The organism is Paraburkholderia sp. Ac-20347 (assembly GCF_017104805.1).
Lineage (GTDB): Bacteria > Pseudomonadota > Gammaproteobacteria > Burkholderiales > Burkholderiaceae > Paraburkholderia > Paraburkholderia tropica.
Map to the genome: position 1 here is coordinate 1 of NZ_JAAGPN010000151.1, position 19321 is coordinate 19321.

A 19321-nucleotide genomic window follows, 5' to 3' on the forward strand; every position below is an offset into this window, starting at 1 on the left:
TGGCGGTCCCGGCGGCCCTGGTGGCCCCGGTGGTCCGATGGGCGGGATGGCGCAGTCGGTCGGCGTCGCCACCGCCGCGACCGGCGACGTGCCCGTGCGCCTGAGCTCGCTCGGCACCGTGACGTCGCTCGCGACCGTCACCGTCAAATCGCAGATCAGCGGCTATCTCCAGTCGATTGATTTCCGCGAAGGCCAGCACGTGAAGAAGGGCGACGTACTGGCGCAGGTCGATCCACGCCAGTACGAAGTGCTGCTCAAGCAATATCAGGGGCAGGTCGTGAAGGACAAGGCGCTGCTCGACAACGCGCGCCTCGATCTCGCGCGCTACCAGCGCCTCGCGAAAACCGACTCGGTTTCGCAGCAGACGCTCGACACCGCCGAGGCTACCGTGCGCGAGTACGAAGGCACGGTGCTGACCGATCAGGCGCAGGTCGACGCCGAAAAGCTCAATCTGACCTATTGCCGCATCGTGTCGCCGGTCGACGGACGCGTGGGACTGCGTCAGGTCGACGTCGGCAATTACGTCACGGCGTCGGACACGGACGGCGTGGTCGTCGTGACCGAGACCGATCCGATTTCGGTCGTGTTCACGCTGCCCGAGGACGATCTGGGCCGCCTCAACAAGCGCCTCGCGAGCGGCGCGCGTCTGCAGGTGACGGCCTACGACCGCTCGGGCGAGGAGAAGCTCGCGGACGGCGTGCTCGACACCGTCGACAACCAGATCGACACCACGACCGGCACCGTGAAGCTGCGCGCGCTGTTCAAGAATGCCGACGGCGCGCTGTTCCCGAATCAGTTCGTCAATATCTCGCTGCTGCTCGACACGCTGCACGGCGCGGTGACGATTCCGTCCGAGGCCGTGCAGACCGGCACGCCGGGCACCTTCGTCTATCGCGTCAACGACAATCAGACCGTGTCGCTGCGCAAGGTGCGCGTGGGCGCGTCGGCCAACGGCCGCACCGCCGTGCTCGCGGGGCTGGCGGCGGGCGATCGCCTCGTCGTGGACGGCGCCGATCATCTGAGCGACGGCGCGAAGATCCGCGAGCCGAAGCAGGGCGCCAGAAACGTCACGAAGGACGCAGGTAATAACGCAGGTAACAACGCAGGCAACGACAGCGCCGGCGCAAAGGCCCGCCCGCAGTCATGAATCCGTCGCGTCTCTTCATTCTGCGGCCGGTCGCGACGACCTTGCTGATGGCGGCGCTGCTCGTCGTCGGCCTCGTCGCGTGGCGTTTTCTGCCGCTCTCCGCGCTGCCCTCGGTCGAATACACGACGATCCAGGTGCAGACCTTCTATCCGGGCGCGAGCCCGGACGTGATGACGTCCGCCGTCACCGCGCCGCTCGAAGAGCAGCTCGGCGAAATGGCGGGCCTCAAGCAGATGGCCTCGCATTCGTCGGCGGGCGCGTCGGTCATCACGCTGCAATTCGATCTCGCGGTGTCGATGGACGTCGCCGAGCAGGAAGTGCAGGCCGCCATCAACGCGGCCGACAGCCTGCTGCCGAGCGATCTGCCCGCGCCGCCCGTCTACGCGAAGGTCAATCCCGCCGACGCGCCGATCCTCACGCTCGCGATCACCTCGCCGACGATGCCGCTCACCGAGGTGCAGGCGCTCACGAACACGCGCATCGCGCAGAAGATTTCGCAGATGGCGGGCGTGGGTCTCGTCACGCTCTCGGGCGGCCACAAGCCCGCCGTGCGCGTGCGCCCGAACATTCGCGCGCTGGCCGCTTACGGCCTGAACGTCGACGACTTGCGCACCACGCTCACGAACGTCAACACGAATGCGCCGAAGGGTTCGCTCGACGGCCCGCATCGCGCGTGGACGATCGACTCGAACGACCAGATCGAAGATCCCGAGCAGTATCTGGATACCGTGATCGCGTATCGCAGCGGCCGTCCCGTGCGCCTGCGCGATGTCGCCGACGTGGTGGCGGGCGCGGAAAACACGCAGCTCGCCGCGTGGAGCAACGACACGCCCGCGATCCTGCTGAACGTGCAGCGCCAGCCCGGCGCGAACGTCATCAAGGTCGCCGATTCGATCAAGGCGATGCTGCCCGCGCTTACGCGCGATCTGCCGTCGTCGGTGCATGTGGCGCTGCTCACGGACCGCACGACCACGATTCGCGCCTCGGTGAAGGACGTGCAGTTCGAACTCGCGCTCGCCGTCGCGCTGGTCGTGATGGTGATCTTCGTGTTCCTGCGCAACGTGCCCGCGACGCTGATTCCGAGCCTCTCGGTGCCGCTCTCGCTGGTCGGCACGTTCGCGGCGATGTATCTGTGGGGCTTCAGCCTCGACAATCTTTCGCTGATGGCGCTGACGATCGCGACCGGCTTCGTGGTCGACGATGCGATCGTCGTGATCGAGAACATCAGCCGCCACGTGGAAGCGGGCATGGAGCCGCTCGACGCCGCGTTGAAGGGCTCGCGCGAAATCGGCTTCACGATCATCTCGCTCACGGTCTCGCTGCTCGCGGTGCTGATTCCGCTGCTGTTCATGGGCGACGTGATCGGGCGTCTGTTCTACGAGTTCGCGGTGACGCTCGCGGTGGCCATCGTGATCTCGGCGGTCGTCTCGCTCACGCTGGTGCCGATGCTGTGCGCGCGGCTGTTGCGCGCCGCGCCTCACGGCACCCATGACACGCATGTAGCGTCGAAAGCACGCAAAGGCCGCGACTGGTTCGGTCCGATCATGACGCGCTACGACCGCGCGCTGACGTTCGCGCTCGATCACGAAAAGGCCACGCTCGCGGTCGCGGTGGGCACGTTCGCGCTCACGGCCGCGCTGTACGTGCTGATCCCGAAGGGCTTCTTCCCGACTCAGGATACGGGCGTGATCCAGGGCATCACCGAAGCCTCGCAATCGATCTCGTTCGAGCGCATGAGCGCGCTGCAAACGCAGCTCGCCGACGTCGTGCTGAAAGATCCGGACGTCGTGAGCCTGTCGTCGTCAGTGGGCGTGGACGGCAGCAACATGACGCTCAACATGGGCCGCATGCAGATCAACCTGAAGCCGAAGGACGAACGCAGCGCCTCGGCGAGCGAGATCATCCGCCGCCTGCAGAACGAAACCGCCGACGTGACGGGCATCGCGCTGCATATGCAGCCCGTGCAGGATCTGAGCGTGGATACGCAGGTAAGCGCGACGCAATATCAGTTCATGCTCGACAACCCCTCGATGGACGAACTGAGCACGTGGACGCCGAAGCTGGTGGCCGAACTGCGTAAACAACCCGAACTCGCCGACGTGACGAGCGATCTGCAGGACGCAGGTCTCGCCGCTACGGTGCAGGTCGATCGCGCGACCGCCGCGCGCTTCGGCATCACGCTCGCGACCATCGACAACGCGCTCTACGATAACTTCGGCCAGCGCATCGTCAGCACGATCTTCACGCAGTCGGACCAGAAGCGCGTGATCATGGAGATCGATCCGAAGCTCGCGCGCGGCCTCAATGCGTTCGATTCGGTCTATCTGCCGTCGTCGACGGCGACCGATGGTCAGGTGCCGCTCTCGGCTGTCGCGCGCATCGTCACGAGTAAAAAGCCGATCCAGATTTCGCACCTCGGCCAGTTCCCGGCCACGACCATTTCGTTCAATCTCGCGAAGGGCGCGTCGCTCGGCGCGGCGGTCAAGGCCGTCAAGCGCGCGGAAGCGTCGCTTGCGATGCCGGACAGTTTCGAAACGCGTTTCCAGGGCGCGACGGATGCGTTCCAGTCGTCGCTGTCGAGCGAACTGTATCTCGTGCTCGCGGCGGTGCTGGTGATGTACGTGGTGCTCGGCGTGCTCTACGAGAGCTTCGTGCATCCGCTCACGATTCTCTCGACGCTGCCTTCGGCGGGCGTCGGCGCGCTGCTGGCGATGGCGCTCACGGGCGCGGATCTCGACATCATCGGCGTGATCGGCATCGTGCTGCTGATCGGCATCGTCAAGAAGAACGCGATCATGATGATCGACTTCGCGCTCGTGGCCGAACGCGACGAAGGTCTCACGCCGCGCGAGGCGATTCATCGCGCGTGTCTGCTGCGCCTGCGCCCGATTCTCATGACGACGATGGCCGCGCTGATCGCCGCCGTGCCGCTCGCGCTCGGCACCGGCAGCGGCTCCGAATTGCGTCATCCGCTCGGCATCGCGATGATCGGCGGCCTGGTGTTCAGCCAGGCGCTCACGCTGTTCACGACGCCGGCCGTCTATCTCGCGATGGAGCGCATGGCGGCGTGGCTGCGCGCGCGCGGCTGGACGCTCAACGGCGCACAGCGAGGCGCGTCATGAATCTGAGCGCCGTGTTTATCCGGCGGCCGGTCGCGACCATTCTGATGACGATCGCGATTGCCGCGGCGGGCGCGCTGGCGTTCGGCCATCTGCCCGTCGCGCCGCTGCCCGCCGTGGACTTTCCGACCATCCGCGTGCAGGCGCAGATGTCGGGCGCGAGTCCCGAAACGATGGCGGCCACCGTGGCCGCGCCGCTCGAACGCCACCTCGGTCAGATCGCCGACGTCACCGAAATGACCTCGCAGAGCAGCGTCGGCTCGACCGACGTGATCCTGCAATTCGGTCTGGACCGCGATATCAACGGCGCGGCGCGCGATGTGCAGGCGGCGATCAACGCCGCGCGCGCCGATCTGCCGAGCGCGCTCAAGTCGAATCCCACTTATCGCAAGTTCAATCCCGCCGATGCGCCGATCCTGATCGTGTCGCTCACCTCGAAGACGCTCACGCCGGGCCAGCTCTACGACAGCGCCGCGACGGTGCTGCAGCAGCGGCTCATGCAGATCGACGGCATCGGCAACGTCGACCTGAACGGCAGTTCGCTGCCGGCCGTGCGCGTCGAGCTGAACGCAGGCGCGCTGTTCAAATACGGCATCGGGCTCGAAGACGTGCGCGCCGCGCTTTCCGCCGCGAACGCGGACAGCGCGAAGGGCATGGTCAGCGACGGCGCGCTGCGCTGGCAGCTCTACGCCAACGACCAGGCCGAACGCGCCGACGAGTACCGCAATCTGGTGGTCGCGTGGCGCAATAGCCGGCCCGTGTTCCTGCGCGACGTGGCCGAGGTGAACGACTCGGTCGAGAGCCTGCGCAACGCCGGTTATGTGAACGGCAAGCCCGCCGTCATGCTGTGGATCTTCAAGCAGCCGGGCGGCAATATCGTCGATGTGGTCGATCGCGTGAAAGCCGTGTTGCCGCAATTGCAGGCCGCGCTGCCGCCCGGCACCGAAGTCACGGTTTCCGACGACCGCAGCAGCACGATACGCGCGTCGCTTTCGCATACCGAACGCACGCTCGTGATCGCCGTGGTGCTGGTCGTGCTCGTGGTGCTCGCGTTCCTGCGCAACGTGCGCGCGACGCTGATTCCCGCCGTGACCGTGCCGGTGTCCATCCTCGGCACGTTCGGCGCGATGAAACTGTTCGGCTACAGCCTCGACAATCTTTCGCTGATGGCGCTGACCATCGCGACCGGTTTCGTCGTCGACGACGCCATCGTGGTGCTGGAAAATATCGCGCGCCATCGCGAGCGCGGCGCGTCGCGTCTCGAAGCCGCCTTCGCGGGCGCGAAGGAAGTGAGCTTCACGGTGATCTCGATGAGTGTGTCGCTGATCGCCGTGTTCCTGCCGATCCTGCTGATGGGCGGACTCGTCGGGCGGCTCTTTCGCGAGTTCGCGATCGTGCTCTCGATTGCGATTGCGGTGTCGATGATCCTCGCGCTCACGACCACGCCCACGCTGTGTGCGCTGCTGTTGCGCAGCGCTGACGACGAAGCGGCGCAGCCGCGGCGCGATAATCGTTTCACACGCTTCTTTGCACGCGTGAGCGACGCGCTGGGCCGCAGCTTCGACGCCGCGGAACGCGTTTATGAACGCACGCTCGGCGCGGCGCTGCGTCATCCGCTGCTGGTGCTCTGCACCTTGATCGCCACGATTGCGCTGAACGTCGTGCTCTACGCCGTGGTGCCGAAAAGCCTGTTTCCGCAGCAGGACAGCGGCATGATGGGCGGCGGCATGATGGCCGACCAGAGCATTTCGTTTCAGGCGATGAGCGTGAAGGTCAAGCAGGCGCTCGCGATCGTCAAGGCCGATCCGGCGGTGCAGACCGTGGTGGGTTTCACGGGCGGTCACGGCACCAATCAGGCCTTCACGAGCATCACGCTCAAGCCGCTCGACGAGCGCAAGGTGTCGGCGTTCACGGTGATGGCGCGCCTGCGCCACAAGCTCGCGTCGATTCCCGGCGCGCAACTGATGATGTTCCCGCGCCAGGATCTGATGGTGGGCGGACGGCAGAGCTTCGCGCAGTTCCAGTACACGCTGCAAGGCGACGACACGGCGCAGGTCCAGCAATGGGCCACGCGTCTCACCGACGCGCTCAAGCATGTTCCCGCGCTCGCCGACGTCAGCTCCGATCAGCAGAACGGCGGTCTTTCCGCGAAGGTCGTGGTCGATCGCGCGACGGCGATGCGCTTCGGTCTCACGCCCGACACGGTCGACGCGACGCTGTACGACGCGTTCGGCGAGCGCGAGGTGTCGACCATCTACAAGGCGCAGAACCAGTATCACGTGGTGATGGAGATTGCGCCGAAGTGGTTGCAGGACCCGTCGTCGCTGAACGATATCTATGTGAGCACCTCGGGCGCGGCGGCAAGCGGCACGTCGACGACGAATGCGGTTTCCGGCACGGTGACGAGCGCTTCGACGTCGTCGTCATCGACTTCATCGAGCACGACTTCAAGCAGTTCGGCCACCAACGCCTCGACCAATTCGATCGCGACCAGCAGCGGCGGCAGCGTTTCGACGGGCGCGGCCGTGAGCACGTCGAGCAGCACGATGGTGCCGCTCTCCGCGTTCTCGAAGCTCGTGCAGACGCACACGCCGGTCTCGGTGAATCACCAGGGCCAGGCCGTGGCCGTGACGATCTCGTTCAACCTCGCGCCCGGTCATCAACTCGCGGACGCGACCGCCGCCGTCGATCAGGCCGTCAAGGATCTGAACATGCCGAACACCGTGCACGGCGCGTTCGCGGGCACGGCGGGCAGCGCGCTCGCGGCGGCCTCGGCCATGCCCTTGCTGATCGGCGCGGCGCTGCTGGCCGTGTATGCGGTGCTCGGCATGCTCTACGAGAGCTACGTGCATCCGCTCACGATTCTGTCGACGCTGCCCTCGGCGGGCGTGGGCGCCGTGCTCGCGCTGCTCGCGACCAACACGGAGTTCTCGGTGATCGCGCTGATCGGCGTGTTCCTGCTGATCGGCATCGTCAAGAAAAACGCCATCATGATGGTCGATTTCGCGCTCGACGCGCAGCGCACGCAGAACCTTGCGCCCGCCGACGCCATTCGCGCGGCCTGCGTGATGCGCTTTCGCCCGATCATGATGACGACCTGCGCGGCGCTGTTCGGCGCCGTGCCGCTCGTGCTCGATCAGGGCATGGGCGCGGAACTGCGCCGGCCGCTCGGCATCGCCATCATCGGCGGGCTGATCGTCAGCCAGTTGCTCACGCTCTACACGACGCCCGTCGTCTACCTCTATCTCGATCGCCTGCGCCATCGCGCGCGCGCCCTCTGGCGGCGCGTGCGTCCCGGTTCGTCCGGTGGCGCGATGACGGACACATCCGCATGAAGCTCGCACCTTTCCGTATCCGCAATTCTCTCTGCACGTCCCTCGCCGTCGGCGCGGCGCTGCTCGCGCTGCAAGGCTGCACGGTCGGCCCCGATTATCGACGTCCCGACGTCGTCACGCCTGTCGCGTTCAAGGAAGCGCCGCAGGGCTGGAAAAACGCGACGCCCGCCGACGCCGCCGCGCGCGGCGACTGGTGGAGCGTCTATCACGATCCCGTGCTCGACTCGCTCGTGCCGCAAGTGGCGATCAGCAACCAGAACCTGAAGGCCTACGAGGCCGCGTATCGCCAGGCGCTGGCGGTCGTGCGCGAGGCGCGTGCGAATCTCGCGCCGACCGTCGCGCTCGCGCCGGGCGTTACGCGTTCGCGCAGCAGCAACACGACGGCGACGACCGGCTCGCTGGAAGCCAGCGCGTCGTGGGATCTGGATCTGTGGGGCAAGGTGCGCCGCCAGGTGGAAAGCGACAAGGCGAGCGCGCAGGCGAGCGCGGCGGAACTGGCGGACCTCACGCTGTCCGCGCAGGAATCGCTGGTGTCGGATTACTTTTCGATGCGCTATCAGGACTCGCTGACGCGTTTGCTGAACGACACCGTGAAGGCCTACGAGCGCAGCCTCGATATCACGCGCAATCAGTACGAAGCGGGCGTGGCCGCGCGCTCGGACGTGGTGACGGCGCAGACCACGCTCGCCACCGCGCGCGCATCGGCCATCGCCGCCGAAGAGTTGCGCGACCAGTACGAGCACGCCATTGCGCTGCTGATCGGACGTCCGCCTTCGGGCCTGACGATCGCGCCCGCCGAACTCGCGAGCGAGGTGCCGGACGTGCCGCTCGTGGTGCCGTCCGAATTGCTCGAACGCCGCCCCGATATCGCCGAGGCCGAGCGCACGATGGCGCAGGAAAACGCGTTGATCGGCGTGGCCGTGGCCGCGTACTATCCGACGATTTCGCTGTCGGGCGCGGCGGGTTATTCGGGCGTGCTGCCACTGCTGAGCGCGGCCAACACGCTCTGGTCGATCGCGGCGAGCGGCAGCGAAACGCTGATCGACGGCGGCGCGCGTTCGGCGGCCGTCGACGCGGCGCGCGCGTCGTACGACCAGAGCGTCGCGAATTACCGGCAGACGGTGCTCACGGCGTTCCACGACGTCGAGGACGAACTGTCGAATCTGCGCGTGCTCGGCGAGCAGGCCGTCGCGCAGGACGAGGCCGTGAAGCTCGCGCGCCAGTCGGTGCAGATCTCGCTCGATGAATACGAAGCGGGCACCGTCACCTATACGACGGTCGTGACCGCACAGGCGACGGCGCTCTCCAACGAGCAGACCGCGTTGCAGGTGCGTTCGAACCGGCTGATAGCGAGTGCGAGTCTGATCGAAGCGCTGGGCGGCGGCTGGGATGCGTCGCGCCTGGCAGGGACGGAGACGGCGCAAGTGTCGAAAGCGTCGCGAACGTCGCAAGCCGCACAAACGGCGCAAGGTCGATGAGGTACTTGACGTGTATGGCGGTATGGCAAGCGCGGTCGGTGCAAAAACGAAGGCGAGGGCGCGCGCCGACATGAAGCCTGTGTCCGCCCGTATTCTCGTGGTCGATCCCGACCGCGCGCTGTGTGACCTGCTCTCGCATTTTCTCGTCGAGGCGGGCTTCGAAGTGTCGCTGTTATCGACGCCGACGCAGTTGCCGCACGACGTGCGCACCGCGTCGCCCGATCTCGTGCTGATGGAGCGCAGCTTTCCGGATATCGACGGCTTCGCGTCGCTGAAGGCGTTGCGCGGACACGGCGACGCCACGCCGGTCATCCTGTTCTCGTCGCTCGCCGATGCGATCGATCGCGTGATCGGTCTCGAACTCGGCGCCGACGATTACCTCGCCAAACCCTTCGTGCCGTCCGAACTGCTGGCGCGCATTCGCGCCGTGTTGCGCCGCACGTCGGCTCGCGCGCAGGTCGCGGTGCCGGAATCGGCCGTGACCTGGAACGATGTGCGCGGCTTGCGCGATTGCTGCTTTGGCCCGTTCCGGCTCGTGTTCTCGTCGCGCACCTTGCTGCGCGACGGCGAGCCGCAAAGCATGACGGACAGCCAGTTCGCGCTGCTCGCGGTGTTCGCGCAGCGGCCGATGGAAACGCTTTCGCGCAGCCGCCTCGTGACGCTCACGCGCGGCTGCATTCGCGACAGCAGCATGACGGTGGCCGTCGCGCGGCTTCGCACGCTGCTGGAGGTGGAGCCCACGCGGCCGCGCTGGATACGGACGGTGCGTGGGGAAGGCTACTGCTTCGTGCTCGATCCGGACGGGCAGGGTTGAGTCGCGCTTGCCGATGGTTGCGCGACGACGCTCCTGCTCGCCCTGGTGGCCGATTTACTGCTGGATATCCGCCGCTTTGACGAGTGAATCGGTGAGCGTGACCGAGGCGTCCTGACGCGCGTCGGTTTCGAGTTGCTGACGCAGGTTCGCCTTGACCTCGTCATAAGCGGGGATCTGCGTGGGGCGTTTGTCGTCGAGCTTGACGATCATCCAGACGTCGCCGACATGCACGGGTTGAGGCGCGACGCCGCCTGCGGGCAGGCTCGCTAGCGTACGCGCGAGCGCCAGCGGCATGCCTTGCGTGTTGCCCTCGGTGACGGGCGTCGGGAAACTGACCCACGGCAATTCGCCGTCGCGCGAACTGCCTGGCAACGTGCTGAACTGGCTGGCCGCTTGCCGGAAGTCGCGGCCGGATCGCAGCGCGGCCAGCACCTTGCGCGCCGTCGCTTCGTCGTCGACCGTCAGCACGCGCGGTTTATATTGTTCGGCGCCGAGGCCCGCGATCAGCGCCTGATAACGCGCGCGAACCTGCGCATCCGTCACTTCGGGAGGACGGGCGTTGTTCTGCACGTAGAGGTGCGTTTCGGTGTCGATCCGTGCGCCTTCGATCGCGCGCTGCACCTCGGGCCGCGCGCTGTAATGGGCGCGCTCGGCGGCCTGCCGCACGACTTCGCGCACGATCAGTTCGCGCTTGACCGCTTCGCGCAGACTCAGCGTCATCGGCTGCTTCGTGTTCACGCTCACGATCTGCGTGACCTCGTTGAGCTGTTGCTGCTGGAGCGCCACGCCGTTGACGATGGCAAAGACGTCCGGCGGCAAGGCGCGTGTCGGCGCTGACGTTGCCGCGTTGGTCGTCGCTGTCGTCGCTGTCGTCGCGGCGACCTCGGCGGCATCGGACAGCGAGGGCGCGAGCGCGCTCATCGCCGCGAAAATCAATGCCGTCGCGCGAACCGCGCGGAGCGTGGGGTGAAACCTGTACATCGTGTGATCGTCCTCATCGGAAATGAGCGAAGGGATCTTTCCACGATTCGCGGATGCGAGCTATCTGACGCGTACGAAAACCCACGCACGCAACGCCGCCGGAGTTGCAGCGGAAGATTCGATCTGCGGCGCGGTGTCGCGAAGGGCGATTCGTTCGGGATTTATCGTACGTGTCCGATTTTCACGCGCGAAAAGCATGCGTATTCTCGGTACACATCGAAAAAAACCGCACCGGGGAGCCTATGGGCCTGATCTATCCCGTCATCATGACGCGCATGAAGAACCGTCTGCGCGCGAATTCCTTGCCGGATTTTCAGCGCGCGTTGCTGGACGAAACCCATGCGCCGCACCACGCTCGCGACGCGCGCGTGTCCGAGTTCGGCCAGCGGCACAGCGACAGACTGATTGCCTTGGGCGCGTTATTCGCGGCGGCTGCCGCCGTGGTGCTTGGCGCGCAGTTCGTCATTCTCGCGGTGTCGAGCGTGAGCGCCATCGCGCATTGAGTCAGCACGACGCTGCGGTGAACGCGTCGGTGCATCCTGCGCTGCGCTGCGCGGCGCGATTGGAGCACGATAAGCCCACGCATCGGCGAGCGACTGCTGCGGTCGCGCGAACGCATATCCTTGTCCCCAGACCCGCTCGAACGCCCCGGCCCACGCGATGTGCCCGGGCGTTTCGATGCCTTCGACGATCGCCTGCGTGCCCAGCGCGTCGAGTATGCGCAGCGCGCCCGTCGCGATGCTGGTCGCCGCGTCCGAAGCGGGCAGCTCCACGAGCAGTTCGCGCGCGAGCTTCACCGCATCGAACTCGATGCGTGCGAGGTCCGCGAGCGTCCACGCGCCGGTGCCGAAGTCGTCGATGGCGACTCTCAGGCCTCGCGCGCGCAGTGCGTGAATATGTTCAGCAATGCTATCGATCGAGACAAGGCGCTCGCTTTCGAGCAGTTCAATCATGAGCATGCGCGGATTGCCGCCTCGCGCGAGAAATTCCGTGTCGATGAGCTGCGCGAGCCGTCCGTCGAGCAGTTGCGACGGGAAGATGTTCAGCGAGATGAAGCGATCTGAGCCGTCCTGCTGTGGGGGGAAAAGCGCGGCCGGAAGCGCGGCGAGGTCGCGTCCGATCTGTTCGAGCACGACGCGCGTCGCGCTCCATGCAACGTCGGCGTGATGCAGCGACTCGGCGAATGCGCCCGGCCGCAGCCAGCCGCGCTCGGGATGACGCCAGCGCAGCAGCGCCTCCGCGCCCACGGCCGCGCCACTGTGCAGATCGACGATGGGCTGATAGACCACGTGAAACTCCCCCGCGCGCATGCCGTGTTGCACGCGCGTGCACTGCTGCGCGCGCTCGGGCGCGTCGTCGAGCGGACACGGCCCGCTATGCGGGCAGAGCGGCAGCAGACGTTCTTGCAGGATGTGGGGCGACGCGGTCATGAGCCAGGGCGATGTGAAGCGCGCGCCACGGCAATGCGGCGCTCGCAATGAGTCGACCGCCATTATGCGTAACGTGTTCCCCGATGACTATCTGACTTGTCCGAAATTGACTTGTCCGAAATGCAAGGCGCGTGAATTCGCACGCCGTTGCAGCGTGGCGCGTTCGCGTGGACTTAAACGCAAACGCTCAATGCGCGGGATCGGGCGCCAATTCGTCGGGCGCGGGCGCGGCGCCCGTGCCGCCGAGCCCCGTTTCCCAGGCATAACGGAACAACTCGGCGTCGCGGACAATGCCGAGCTTTTTCATCGCCGTGACCTTCTGCGAACTGATCGTCTGCTTGCTGCGGTTGAGCTTCTTCGCGATTTCGCCGATCGACATGCCGGACACATACAGGCGAATCACTTCCACTTCACGCTTCGACAGATCGCCGCGTTCGCTCGGATTGCCCTGAACGGTGCGCAGCGCCGGATTCTGGCGCGTGCTGTCGCTGGGATAGTAGACGGCGTGCGCATAGACGGCGTGAATCGCGGAAATCAGGCGGTCGAGATCGTCGGTCTTGTTGATGTAGGAGTGCACGCCGAGCCGCGCGACCTCGCGCACGATGGCCGGGTTGTCGACCATCGTGAAGACCACGATCTTCAGTTCCGGATAGCGGCGGCGCAGATACGAGAGCAGCGTGATGCCGTCGCCGTACGCGCCGTTGGGCATCGCGTAATCGGCGACGAGGACGTCGCATGGAACGGTTTCGAGCAGTTCCACGATTTCGCTCGAGTTCTGCGCGGTTCCGGTGACCTTGATCGTCTTTGCTGAATCGAGCGCGTACTTGACACCGGCGACGAGTGCTGGATGGTCGTCGGCGAGTACGACGTTGATTTGCATTGCGGGCCCCTGCACGGTTTATGTCGATAGAATTTTCGAGACAAGTATAGTCCGAGCGCTAACGGCTTTCATTGGCAACGCTCCGTTTTAACGTTGCTTAACCTTTGTCAGATAGCGCTGCGCGGGCGTGCAGCGTGCCGTGTTTCGGCCGCGTCATGCGAGGGCGCACGTGGTTCGACGCGCACGATGAACGTGCGCGAGCAAGCATCGCGCAGCGACGGCCTCGCGTTGCACAGCGGTCAAAAGTAGATAAGGGCGCGATGACGGCGGCGGCCGATGCGCCTGAGCGACAGCACGCAGAGAAGCCGCTTCGAGCCTGCGTCGCAGGCGGTGATCGATGGCAGTGGGAGAGCGGACGTTCGCGAACCTTAGCGCGCGAGATCGCCGAGTGCGGGAGGCATGGCGTTCGTTTCGTCGTTGTCGAGCGAACGCGGATTTTCGTAGACGAGCCGGAACAGATCGACGTCGCGCGCGACGCCGCATTTGCGCATCGCGCTGAGTTTTTGCGTGCTGACCGTCTGGCGCGCGCGGTTCAGACGCCGCGCAATCTGCGTGACGGTCAGGCCGGACGCATAGAGGCGCAGCACTTCGAGTTCGCGTCGCGTCAGATTATCGAGCGGCAGCGCGCCCAGCGACGCGGCGTTGCCGCCCGGCGGCGCAAAGCGGGCGTCGGGCTGAGGCTGGCGCGCGGGCGCGGTGGCGACGTGAGGCGGAATCTGATGGCTCGCCGCGCGCACCGCCTCGACGAGCGCCTCGGCTTCATCCGACTTTCTGACGATCGTGCGAATGCCGATCTTCAGCGCCGCGCGCCGCATCGCAGGATGATCGCTGATCGTAAACAGCACGATCTGGAGCGCGGGATAACGGCGGCGGATATCGGCGAGCAGACTCAATCCGTCGCGATGCGGATAGACGTGCGGGAAGACATCGGCGACGAGCACATCGCAGTGGGTCGTGGCCAGCAATGTCTCCAGTTCGGCCGCGTTTCGCGCCATTCCTGTAATGTTGAACTGCTCGAACTTCGACAACACGAGTTCGACGCCGGCCAACACCGCCGGATGGCTGTCGGCCAATGCAATGTGGATTCGCATTCGGGCTCCTGGGCGGTCAGATGCGGACGCTGAGGTGTCCCCCAATTAGTGGAAATACTCTACGCGGGCCTGGGCGGTGTGATCCCAGGACAGGTCCGAGTTTTCTCGAAAATGCATCAGACGCGTCCGAATTTCGCTTTTTGCCGTCATGCGCATACGTAGAATCGCGCCGGTCGTTCAAACGAGATAGGGGACACCGAATGCCCACGACGCCCTTGCGACGTCTTCGGCGCTACCAGGACATGCTGCTGCTCGGCGGTGGCGTCGTGGTGACGCTCGTCGCGTTTCTCACGTTCGCGGTGACCTGCATTTACGCGGTGCGCAATTTCATGGCGGGCGAGCGTCAGCAGATCGTCGAGGACCGCGGCCGCGTGGCGATGGCCGTGCGCGAAGCCGAGACTTCGCTGCGCCGTACCGTGAGCTATATCGAACTGTCCTGGCCGTCGCTGCAGATGACCGACGGCGACGCCTTCGACGCGTTCGTGAAGAACGGCAACCGGATCGTGATTCCGCGTCCGACCATGCCGAGCGGCGTGCTCTTCGCCGCTGATTCGCGGGCGCTCGACAATCCGCCGCTCGTGCGCCGCTATCTCGCGCTCGCGCAGCAGTTCGCGTTGAGCAATGCGTCCGCGTCGCTGAGCAATAACGTCGATATCGACGGCTATATCTACAGCCCGCATCAGGAACTGATCGTCGTGCCGGCGCCGGCCATGCCTTCCGAGGAACCGTCGCACGTGAGCGAGCTGATCGAGTCGCTGAAGGTCGACTTCTCGACGCTCAAACCGCGTGTCGGCGAGAACGAGGCCGGTTATCTGCAACCCGTCTACTGGCTGCCGCCGTTCACCGATCCGCTGACCGGCGACGTGCGCCTGCGCCTGGTTTCGCAGGCGCGCAGCGCGGGCGAGCCGTTCGCCGTGATCGCCATCGAGTACGATCCGCGCATACTCCTGAACACGCTGGCCGAGCGCGGCGAGGACGACACCTACGAGATCGCGGCGCCCAACGGCCACATCGTCGCGCGGCTCGGCTCGGACGCGGACAAGCGCCGCGCCGCCGAAGCGAGCACGCAGCGCAAGCTCCGCTATCCGGCGCTGTTCGGCGGCCAGGTCGCGTACGGCGACGGCTATTTCGTGCTCAGCGAACCGATCGCCGATACCGGCTGGACGCTGCTTTACGCGTTCTCGTGGCGCGACGTCGCGGAGGGCGTGATCGCGCGCGTGAGCACGGCGGCGGTCGCCACGGCCGTGATCCTCACCGCGGTCTGGGCGCTGCTGCTGATGTTCCGCCGGCGCGTGTTCGCGCCGCTGCTGGAAGATTCCTTGCGCGTGTTCGAAAGCGAGAACCTGAGCCGCACGGTGATTCATACGGCGCCCGTGGGCCTCGCGCTGGTGTCGAGCGAAAGCGGCGAGTGGCTGCTGGACAGCCCGCTCATGAAGACGATGGCGTCGCGCATCGTGGGCGAGGCGAGAGCGCTCGCCGATGCGCTGGTGGTGCGTTACGCCGACTTCGAGCGCCGTCATCCGAACGACGGCACGCTGGGCGTGCTGCGCCAGGATTTCGTGTTTCCGGCGCACGACGGCGGCCGCATCGAACTGGCTGCGAGCGTCTCGCACGCGCGCTTCAAGGGCATCGACGTGCTGGTGGCGGCGTTCACCGATGTGACCGAGAACCGGCGTCTGCAACGCGAACTGAGCGATGCGCTGTTGGCGGCCGACTCGGCGAATCAGGCCAAATCGGCGTTTCTCGCCGCGATGAGCCACGAAATCCGCACGCCGCTGAACGCCATTCTCGGCAACCTGGAACTGCTCGCGCATTCGCCGATGTCGAACGTGCAGTACGACCGCCTCGCCACCGTGCGCACGGCGTCGGACGGCCTGCTCACGGTCATCAGCGACATTCTCGATTTCTCGAAGATCGAGGCCGGCGAAATGCCGCTCGAACATATCGAGTTCGGCGTGCTGGAAGTGATCGAGCGCGTGCTGGAGATCTTCGAGCCGGTCGCGCGGGCGCGCGGCATCGGCCTGTTCGCGCGGCTCGATTTCGCGGTCGCGCAGACGATGCTCGGCGACCCCGCGCGCGTCGGACAGATCCTCAACAATCTGCTCAGTAATGCGATCAAATTCACCGAGCGCGGCCGGGTCACCTTGTTCGCGCAGATCGAGCGCACGGACAGCGGCTCGCATGAACTGTGTTTCGCGCTCGTCGATACCGGCGTCGGCATCGCGCCGGAACATCGCGAGCGCCTGTTTCGCGCGTTCTCGCAGGTCGATGTGTCGATCAACCGGCGCTTCGGCGGCACGGGCCTCGGGCTTGCGCTCTGCCAGCGTCTCGCGCGCGCGATGCATGGGCGTATCGACGTGTCGAGCACGCTGGACGTCGGCAGCCGGTTCACCGTTCATCTGCCGCTCGGCGAGGGCATGACGCGTCGCGACGATCCGCGCACGCTCGACGGCCAACGCGTGCTGTTTCTCAGTTCGGCGCAGGAGTGGTGTGATTTCGCGCTGCCGCATCTGCAACGCTGGGGCGCGGAGGTGCGCTCGTACCGGCATCCGGCGGCAATATCGGACGCCGAGCTGGAAGCGTCCGCGGTGCTCGTGATCTGGGGCTCGCGCGAGCAGTGGCAGCCGGATGACGAGAACCGCCTCGTCGAAGACGCGTCGTGGGTCGTCGACGGCTATCCCGAAGGCCCGGCGCATGCGATCCGGGCGGGCAAGATCCTCAGCGTGTCGTGCCTGAGCCTGAGCGGGCTGGAGGCGAGCATGCGCGCGACGCTGCTGGGCGAGCCGCTGCTCAGCAAGTCCGCGCCTGGCGCCGGGCCGCGCACGGCGCCGGGGACGCCTGCGAGCAGCCTGAAGGTGCTGGTCGCGGAGGACAACGCGGCCAATCGCCTGCTGATCAGCGAGCAGTTGGCGTCGCTGGGCTGCGTGGTGCAGGCCGCCTCGAACGGCAGCCGCGCGCTCGAAATGATCGGCGACGAAGAATGGGACGTGCTGCTCACCGACCTCAACATGCCCGGCATGAGCGGTTATCAACTCGCCGCCGCCGCGCGTGAATTGCGGCCGACGCTGCCGGTGATGGCGGTGACCGCGCACGCGACCAAGGAGGAATTGCAGCGTTGCGAGGCGGCGGGCATGGCGCGCGTGATGGTCAAGCCGCTCTCGCTGCAGACGCTCAGCGACGCGATGCAGTCGATCGCGACGGCGCGCGGCCTCAAGCTGAGCCGCTTCACGCACGCGGACGAGACGAAATTCCGCAGTAATGCGCTGCCGAGGCATCTTCGCGAGGTCTTTCTGAAAGCGATGACGGAGGCGCTGGTCGCGATCGACACCGCGCGCGCGAAGCATGACGTCGACGACTTGCTGGCCCAGTTGCATTCGGTGCGCGGCGCGCTGGTCGTATTCGGTCATCGCGAACTGGCGGACGCGTGCGCGCGTATGGAAGCCGAAATCAAAGCTGATCGATCCGCGCCGCTGCCTGCCGCGCTCGACGGCTTGCAGGCGTCGCTGCGGGATCTGGTCGGCAAGGGCGAGTGAATGCGGTGAGGTGATTGCTGCGGGTTTCTCTTTCGCGAGATCGCGAATTCCCATCGAATTCGTTTATCAATTTCGACTCGATGAAGAAATCGGCTCGGCAATCTTTAATTACATTTAACAAATAAACATTCTTCTCAATCCTGTTTGCATCTATTCAATCAGTTAAGCGATCACGATTTCGACGCCTCGCACTTGAGTCGATCAGGCCCGCGGCGCGCTGGATACGCGGCGTTCTGCCGCATTTAAAAATCGCCCGAAAGCCCGGGTTTTAGCGGGGATTCAAAAACTAGGACATGTCCTAGTTTGAAAAGGTATGAATTAGTATCCGTCAGATATTCCCGATCCATTGATATTGAGATACTCGATTGCAGAAAGGAGTCGTCGGTCATATCGATCGGCTCTGTGAGCAGCCCGCTTTCATTTTCACGAAGCGCCACGGGATAAGCGTTGCTCCACTCATGCGTCGAATATCTGGTACGGGATGAAACATGAACAAGAGTTATCGCAGTGTCTATAACGAGGCGCTCGGAACGTGGGTGGCGATCAGCGAGATCGATTCGGCGCGCGGCAAGCCGAGCAAGTCCGAACGCACGGGCGGTCGCCTGGCGCGCGGCTTCGCGGCCGTCGTGCTCGGCGTGGGCCTGTGCGGTTCACACGTGCAGAACGCGTGGTCGGGCGTCACCTCGGGCAACGGTTATCTGAACGCGACCGACGGGACGTCGAGCTATACGTACCAGAACACGGTGTCGGCGGGCTTTAACGGCGTGGCGCTCACGGGCGCGATCGACTGCGGGATGTTGTCGCCGGCAGGCAGTTCGAGCCAGACGGCGATGATCTACGGCACCGGCACGAACTACACGGGCGGCCTGTACGGCTTCGGCTCGCAGGCGACCGCGCAGACTTGGGGCACGGCCGTGCAGACCGGCGCGGGCCAGACGTCGGGCATCAACAACTGGACCGGCGCGCAGACGCTGGGCAACGTCGCGGTATCGAGCGCGCAGGCGGCGACGGCCAACGGCGTCGGCAACACGCTGGCGACCGGCATGAACTCGCTGGCGACGGGCTGCGGCTCGCAGGCGACCGGCATGGGCTCGAACGCGCTCGGTTGGGGCGCGATCGCGTCGGGCACGGGCGCCACGGCGATGGGCATCAACGCAACGGCGTCGGGCCAGGGCTCGTTTGCATTCGGCACGTACGCGACGGCCAGCGCGACCGACTCGATCGCGATGGGCACGCAGGCGAAGGCCGCGTCGACGAACGCGATCGCGCTCGGCGCGCAGTCGTCCGTGGCGAGCACGGCGACCTCGGGTCTCGCGCTTGGTCATTCGGCCTCGGTCGCGGGCGCGTACGGCATCGCGGAAGGCGACAGCTCGCTCGCGGGCGCGACGGGTCAGAACGTGGCGATCGGTTCGGCGGCGACCCAGGCGAATTCGTCGACGGGCGCGGGCGGCGCGGTCGCGATCGGCCGCGCGGAAACCGCGACGGGCGACGGCGCGGTGGCGCTGGGCAGTGC

At 65.9% G+C, this 19321-nt stretch carries 11 protein-coding genes; 7 read left to right on the plus strand and 4 right to left on the minus strand.

Features of this window, described 5'->3' with window-relative positions; all coding sequences use genetic code 11:
* The 5 genes from G3N97_RS24680 to G3N97_RS24700 all read left to right on the plus strand — a co-directional run.
* Positions 1-1147, plus strand: a 1147-nt coding sequence (locus tag G3N97_RS24680) for an MdtA/MuxA family multidrug efflux RND transporter periplasmic adaptor subunit (RefSeq protein ID WP_205995610.1), incomplete at its 5' end; no start/stop codon positions are given.
* Complete coding sequence (locus G3N97_RS24685) at positions 1144-4269, plus strand: multidrug efflux RND transporter permease subunit (protein WP_205995612.1); 3126 nt, start codon at positions 1144-1146, stop codon at positions 4267-4269. The genes G3N97_RS24680 and G3N97_RS24685, both read left to right, overlap by 4 nt.
* Complete coding sequence (locus G3N97_RS24690) at positions 4266-7601, plus strand: efflux RND transporter permease subunit (RefSeq protein ID WP_205995615.1); 3336 nt, start codon at positions 4266-4268, stop codon at positions 7599-7601. The genes G3N97_RS24685 and G3N97_RS24690 overlap by 4 nt, the downstream gene beginning before the upstream one ends.
* Positions 7598-9079 carry an efflux transporter outer membrane subunit gene (locus G3N97_RS24695; RefSeq protein ID WP_205995617.1) on the plus strand — a complete coding sequence of 494 codons (1482 nt, stop codon included), beginning with the start codon at positions 7598-7600 and terminating at the stop codon, positions 9077-9079. Before G3N97_RS24690 ends, G3N97_RS24695 begins: the two co-directional genes overlap by 4 nt.
* 70 nt (positions 9080-9149) lie before the next feature.
* Positions 9150-9893: a response regulator gene (locus G3N97_RS24700; RefSeq protein WP_205995619.1), complete on the plus strand. Its 744-nt coding sequence runs from the start codon at positions 9150-9152 to the stop codon at positions 9891-9893.
* 54 nt (positions 9894-9947) lie between these two features.
* On the opposite strand, the gene G3N97_RS24705 is transcribed toward G3N97_RS24700, so the two are convergent.
* The 4 genes from G3N97_RS24705 to G3N97_RS24720 form a co-directional block, all read right to left on the minus strand.
* The gene (locus G3N97_RS24705; RefSeq protein ID WP_205995621.1) at positions 9948-10874 is read right to left on the minus strand and encodes a peptidyl-prolyl cis-trans isomerase; all 927 of its coding nucleotides are present in this window, start codon (positions 10872-10874) and stop codon (positions 9948-9950) included.
* 419 nt (positions 10875-11293) lie between these two features.
* On the minus strand, positions 11294-12304 hold the full coding sequence (locus G3N97_RS24710; RefSeq protein ID WP_205995624.1) for an EAL domain-containing protein: 1011 nt from the start codon (positions 12302-12304) through the stop codon (positions 11294-11296).
* Positions 12305-12491: 187 nt separating this feature from the next.
* Positions 12492-13184: a response regulator transcription factor gene (locus tag G3N97_RS24715; RefSeq protein WP_205995626.1), complete on the minus strand. Its 693-nt coding sequence runs from the start codon at positions 13182-13184 to the stop codon at positions 12492-12494.
* A gap of 368 nt (positions 13185-13552) precedes the next feature.
* On the minus strand, positions 13553-14275 hold the full coding sequence (locus tag G3N97_RS24720) for a response regulator transcription factor (RefSeq protein ID WP_205995628.1): 723 nt from the start codon (positions 14273-14275) through the stop codon (positions 13553-13555).
* 200 nt (positions 14276-14475) lie between these two features.
* On the opposite strand from G3N97_RS24720, the gene G3N97_RS24725 reads away from it, so the two are divergent.
* Together G3N97_RS24725 and G3N97_RS24730 are read left to right on the plus strand one after the other, a co-directional pair.
* Positions 14476-17808, plus strand: coding sequence for a hybrid sensor histidine kinase/response regulator (locus G3N97_RS24725; protein WP_205995630.1), 3333 nt, complete (start codon positions 14476-14478; stop codon positions 17806-17808).
* Between the two features lie 488 nt (positions 17809-18296).
* A partial coding sequence (locus G3N97_RS24730; protein ID WP_277397765.1) for an ESPR-type extended signal peptide-containing protein occupies positions 18297-19321 on the plus strand: 1025 nt, incomplete at its 3' end.

Coding starts and splice junctions, on each gene's coding strand:
- G3N97_RS24685 (WP_205995612.1), top strand. CDS start 1,144: ATGAATCCGTCGCGTCTCTTCATTCTGCGGCCGGTCGCGACGACCTTG.
- G3N97_RS24690 (WP_205995615.1), top strand. CDS start 4,266: ATGAATCTGAGCGCCGTGTTTATCCGGCGGCCGGTCGCGACCATTCTG.
- G3N97_RS24695 (WP_205995617.1), top strand. CDS start 7,598: ATGAAGCTCGCACCTTTCCGTATCCGCAATTCTCTCTGCACGTCCCTC.
- G3N97_RS24700 (WP_205995619.1), top strand. CDS start 9,150: ATGAAGCCTGTGTCCGCCCGTATTCTCGTGGTCGATCCCGACCGCGCG.
- G3N97_RS24705 (WP_205995621.1), bottom strand. CDS start 10,874: ATGTACAGGTTTCACCCCACGCTCCGCGCGGTTCGCGCGACGGCATTG.
- G3N97_RS24710 (WP_205995624.1), bottom strand. CDS start 12,304: ATGACCGCGTCGCCCCACATCCTGCAAGAACGTCTGCTGCCGCTCTGC.
- G3N97_RS24715 (WP_205995626.1), bottom strand. CDS start 13,184: ATGCAAATCAACGTCGTACTCGCCGACGACCATCCAGCACTCGTCGCC.
- G3N97_RS24720 (WP_205995628.1), bottom strand. CDS start 14,275: ATGCGAATCCACATTGCATTGGCCGACAGCCATCCGGCGGTGTTGGCC.
- G3N97_RS24725 (WP_205995630.1), top strand. CDS start 14,476: ATGCCCACGACGCCCTTGCGACGTCTTCGGCGCTACCAGGACATGCTG.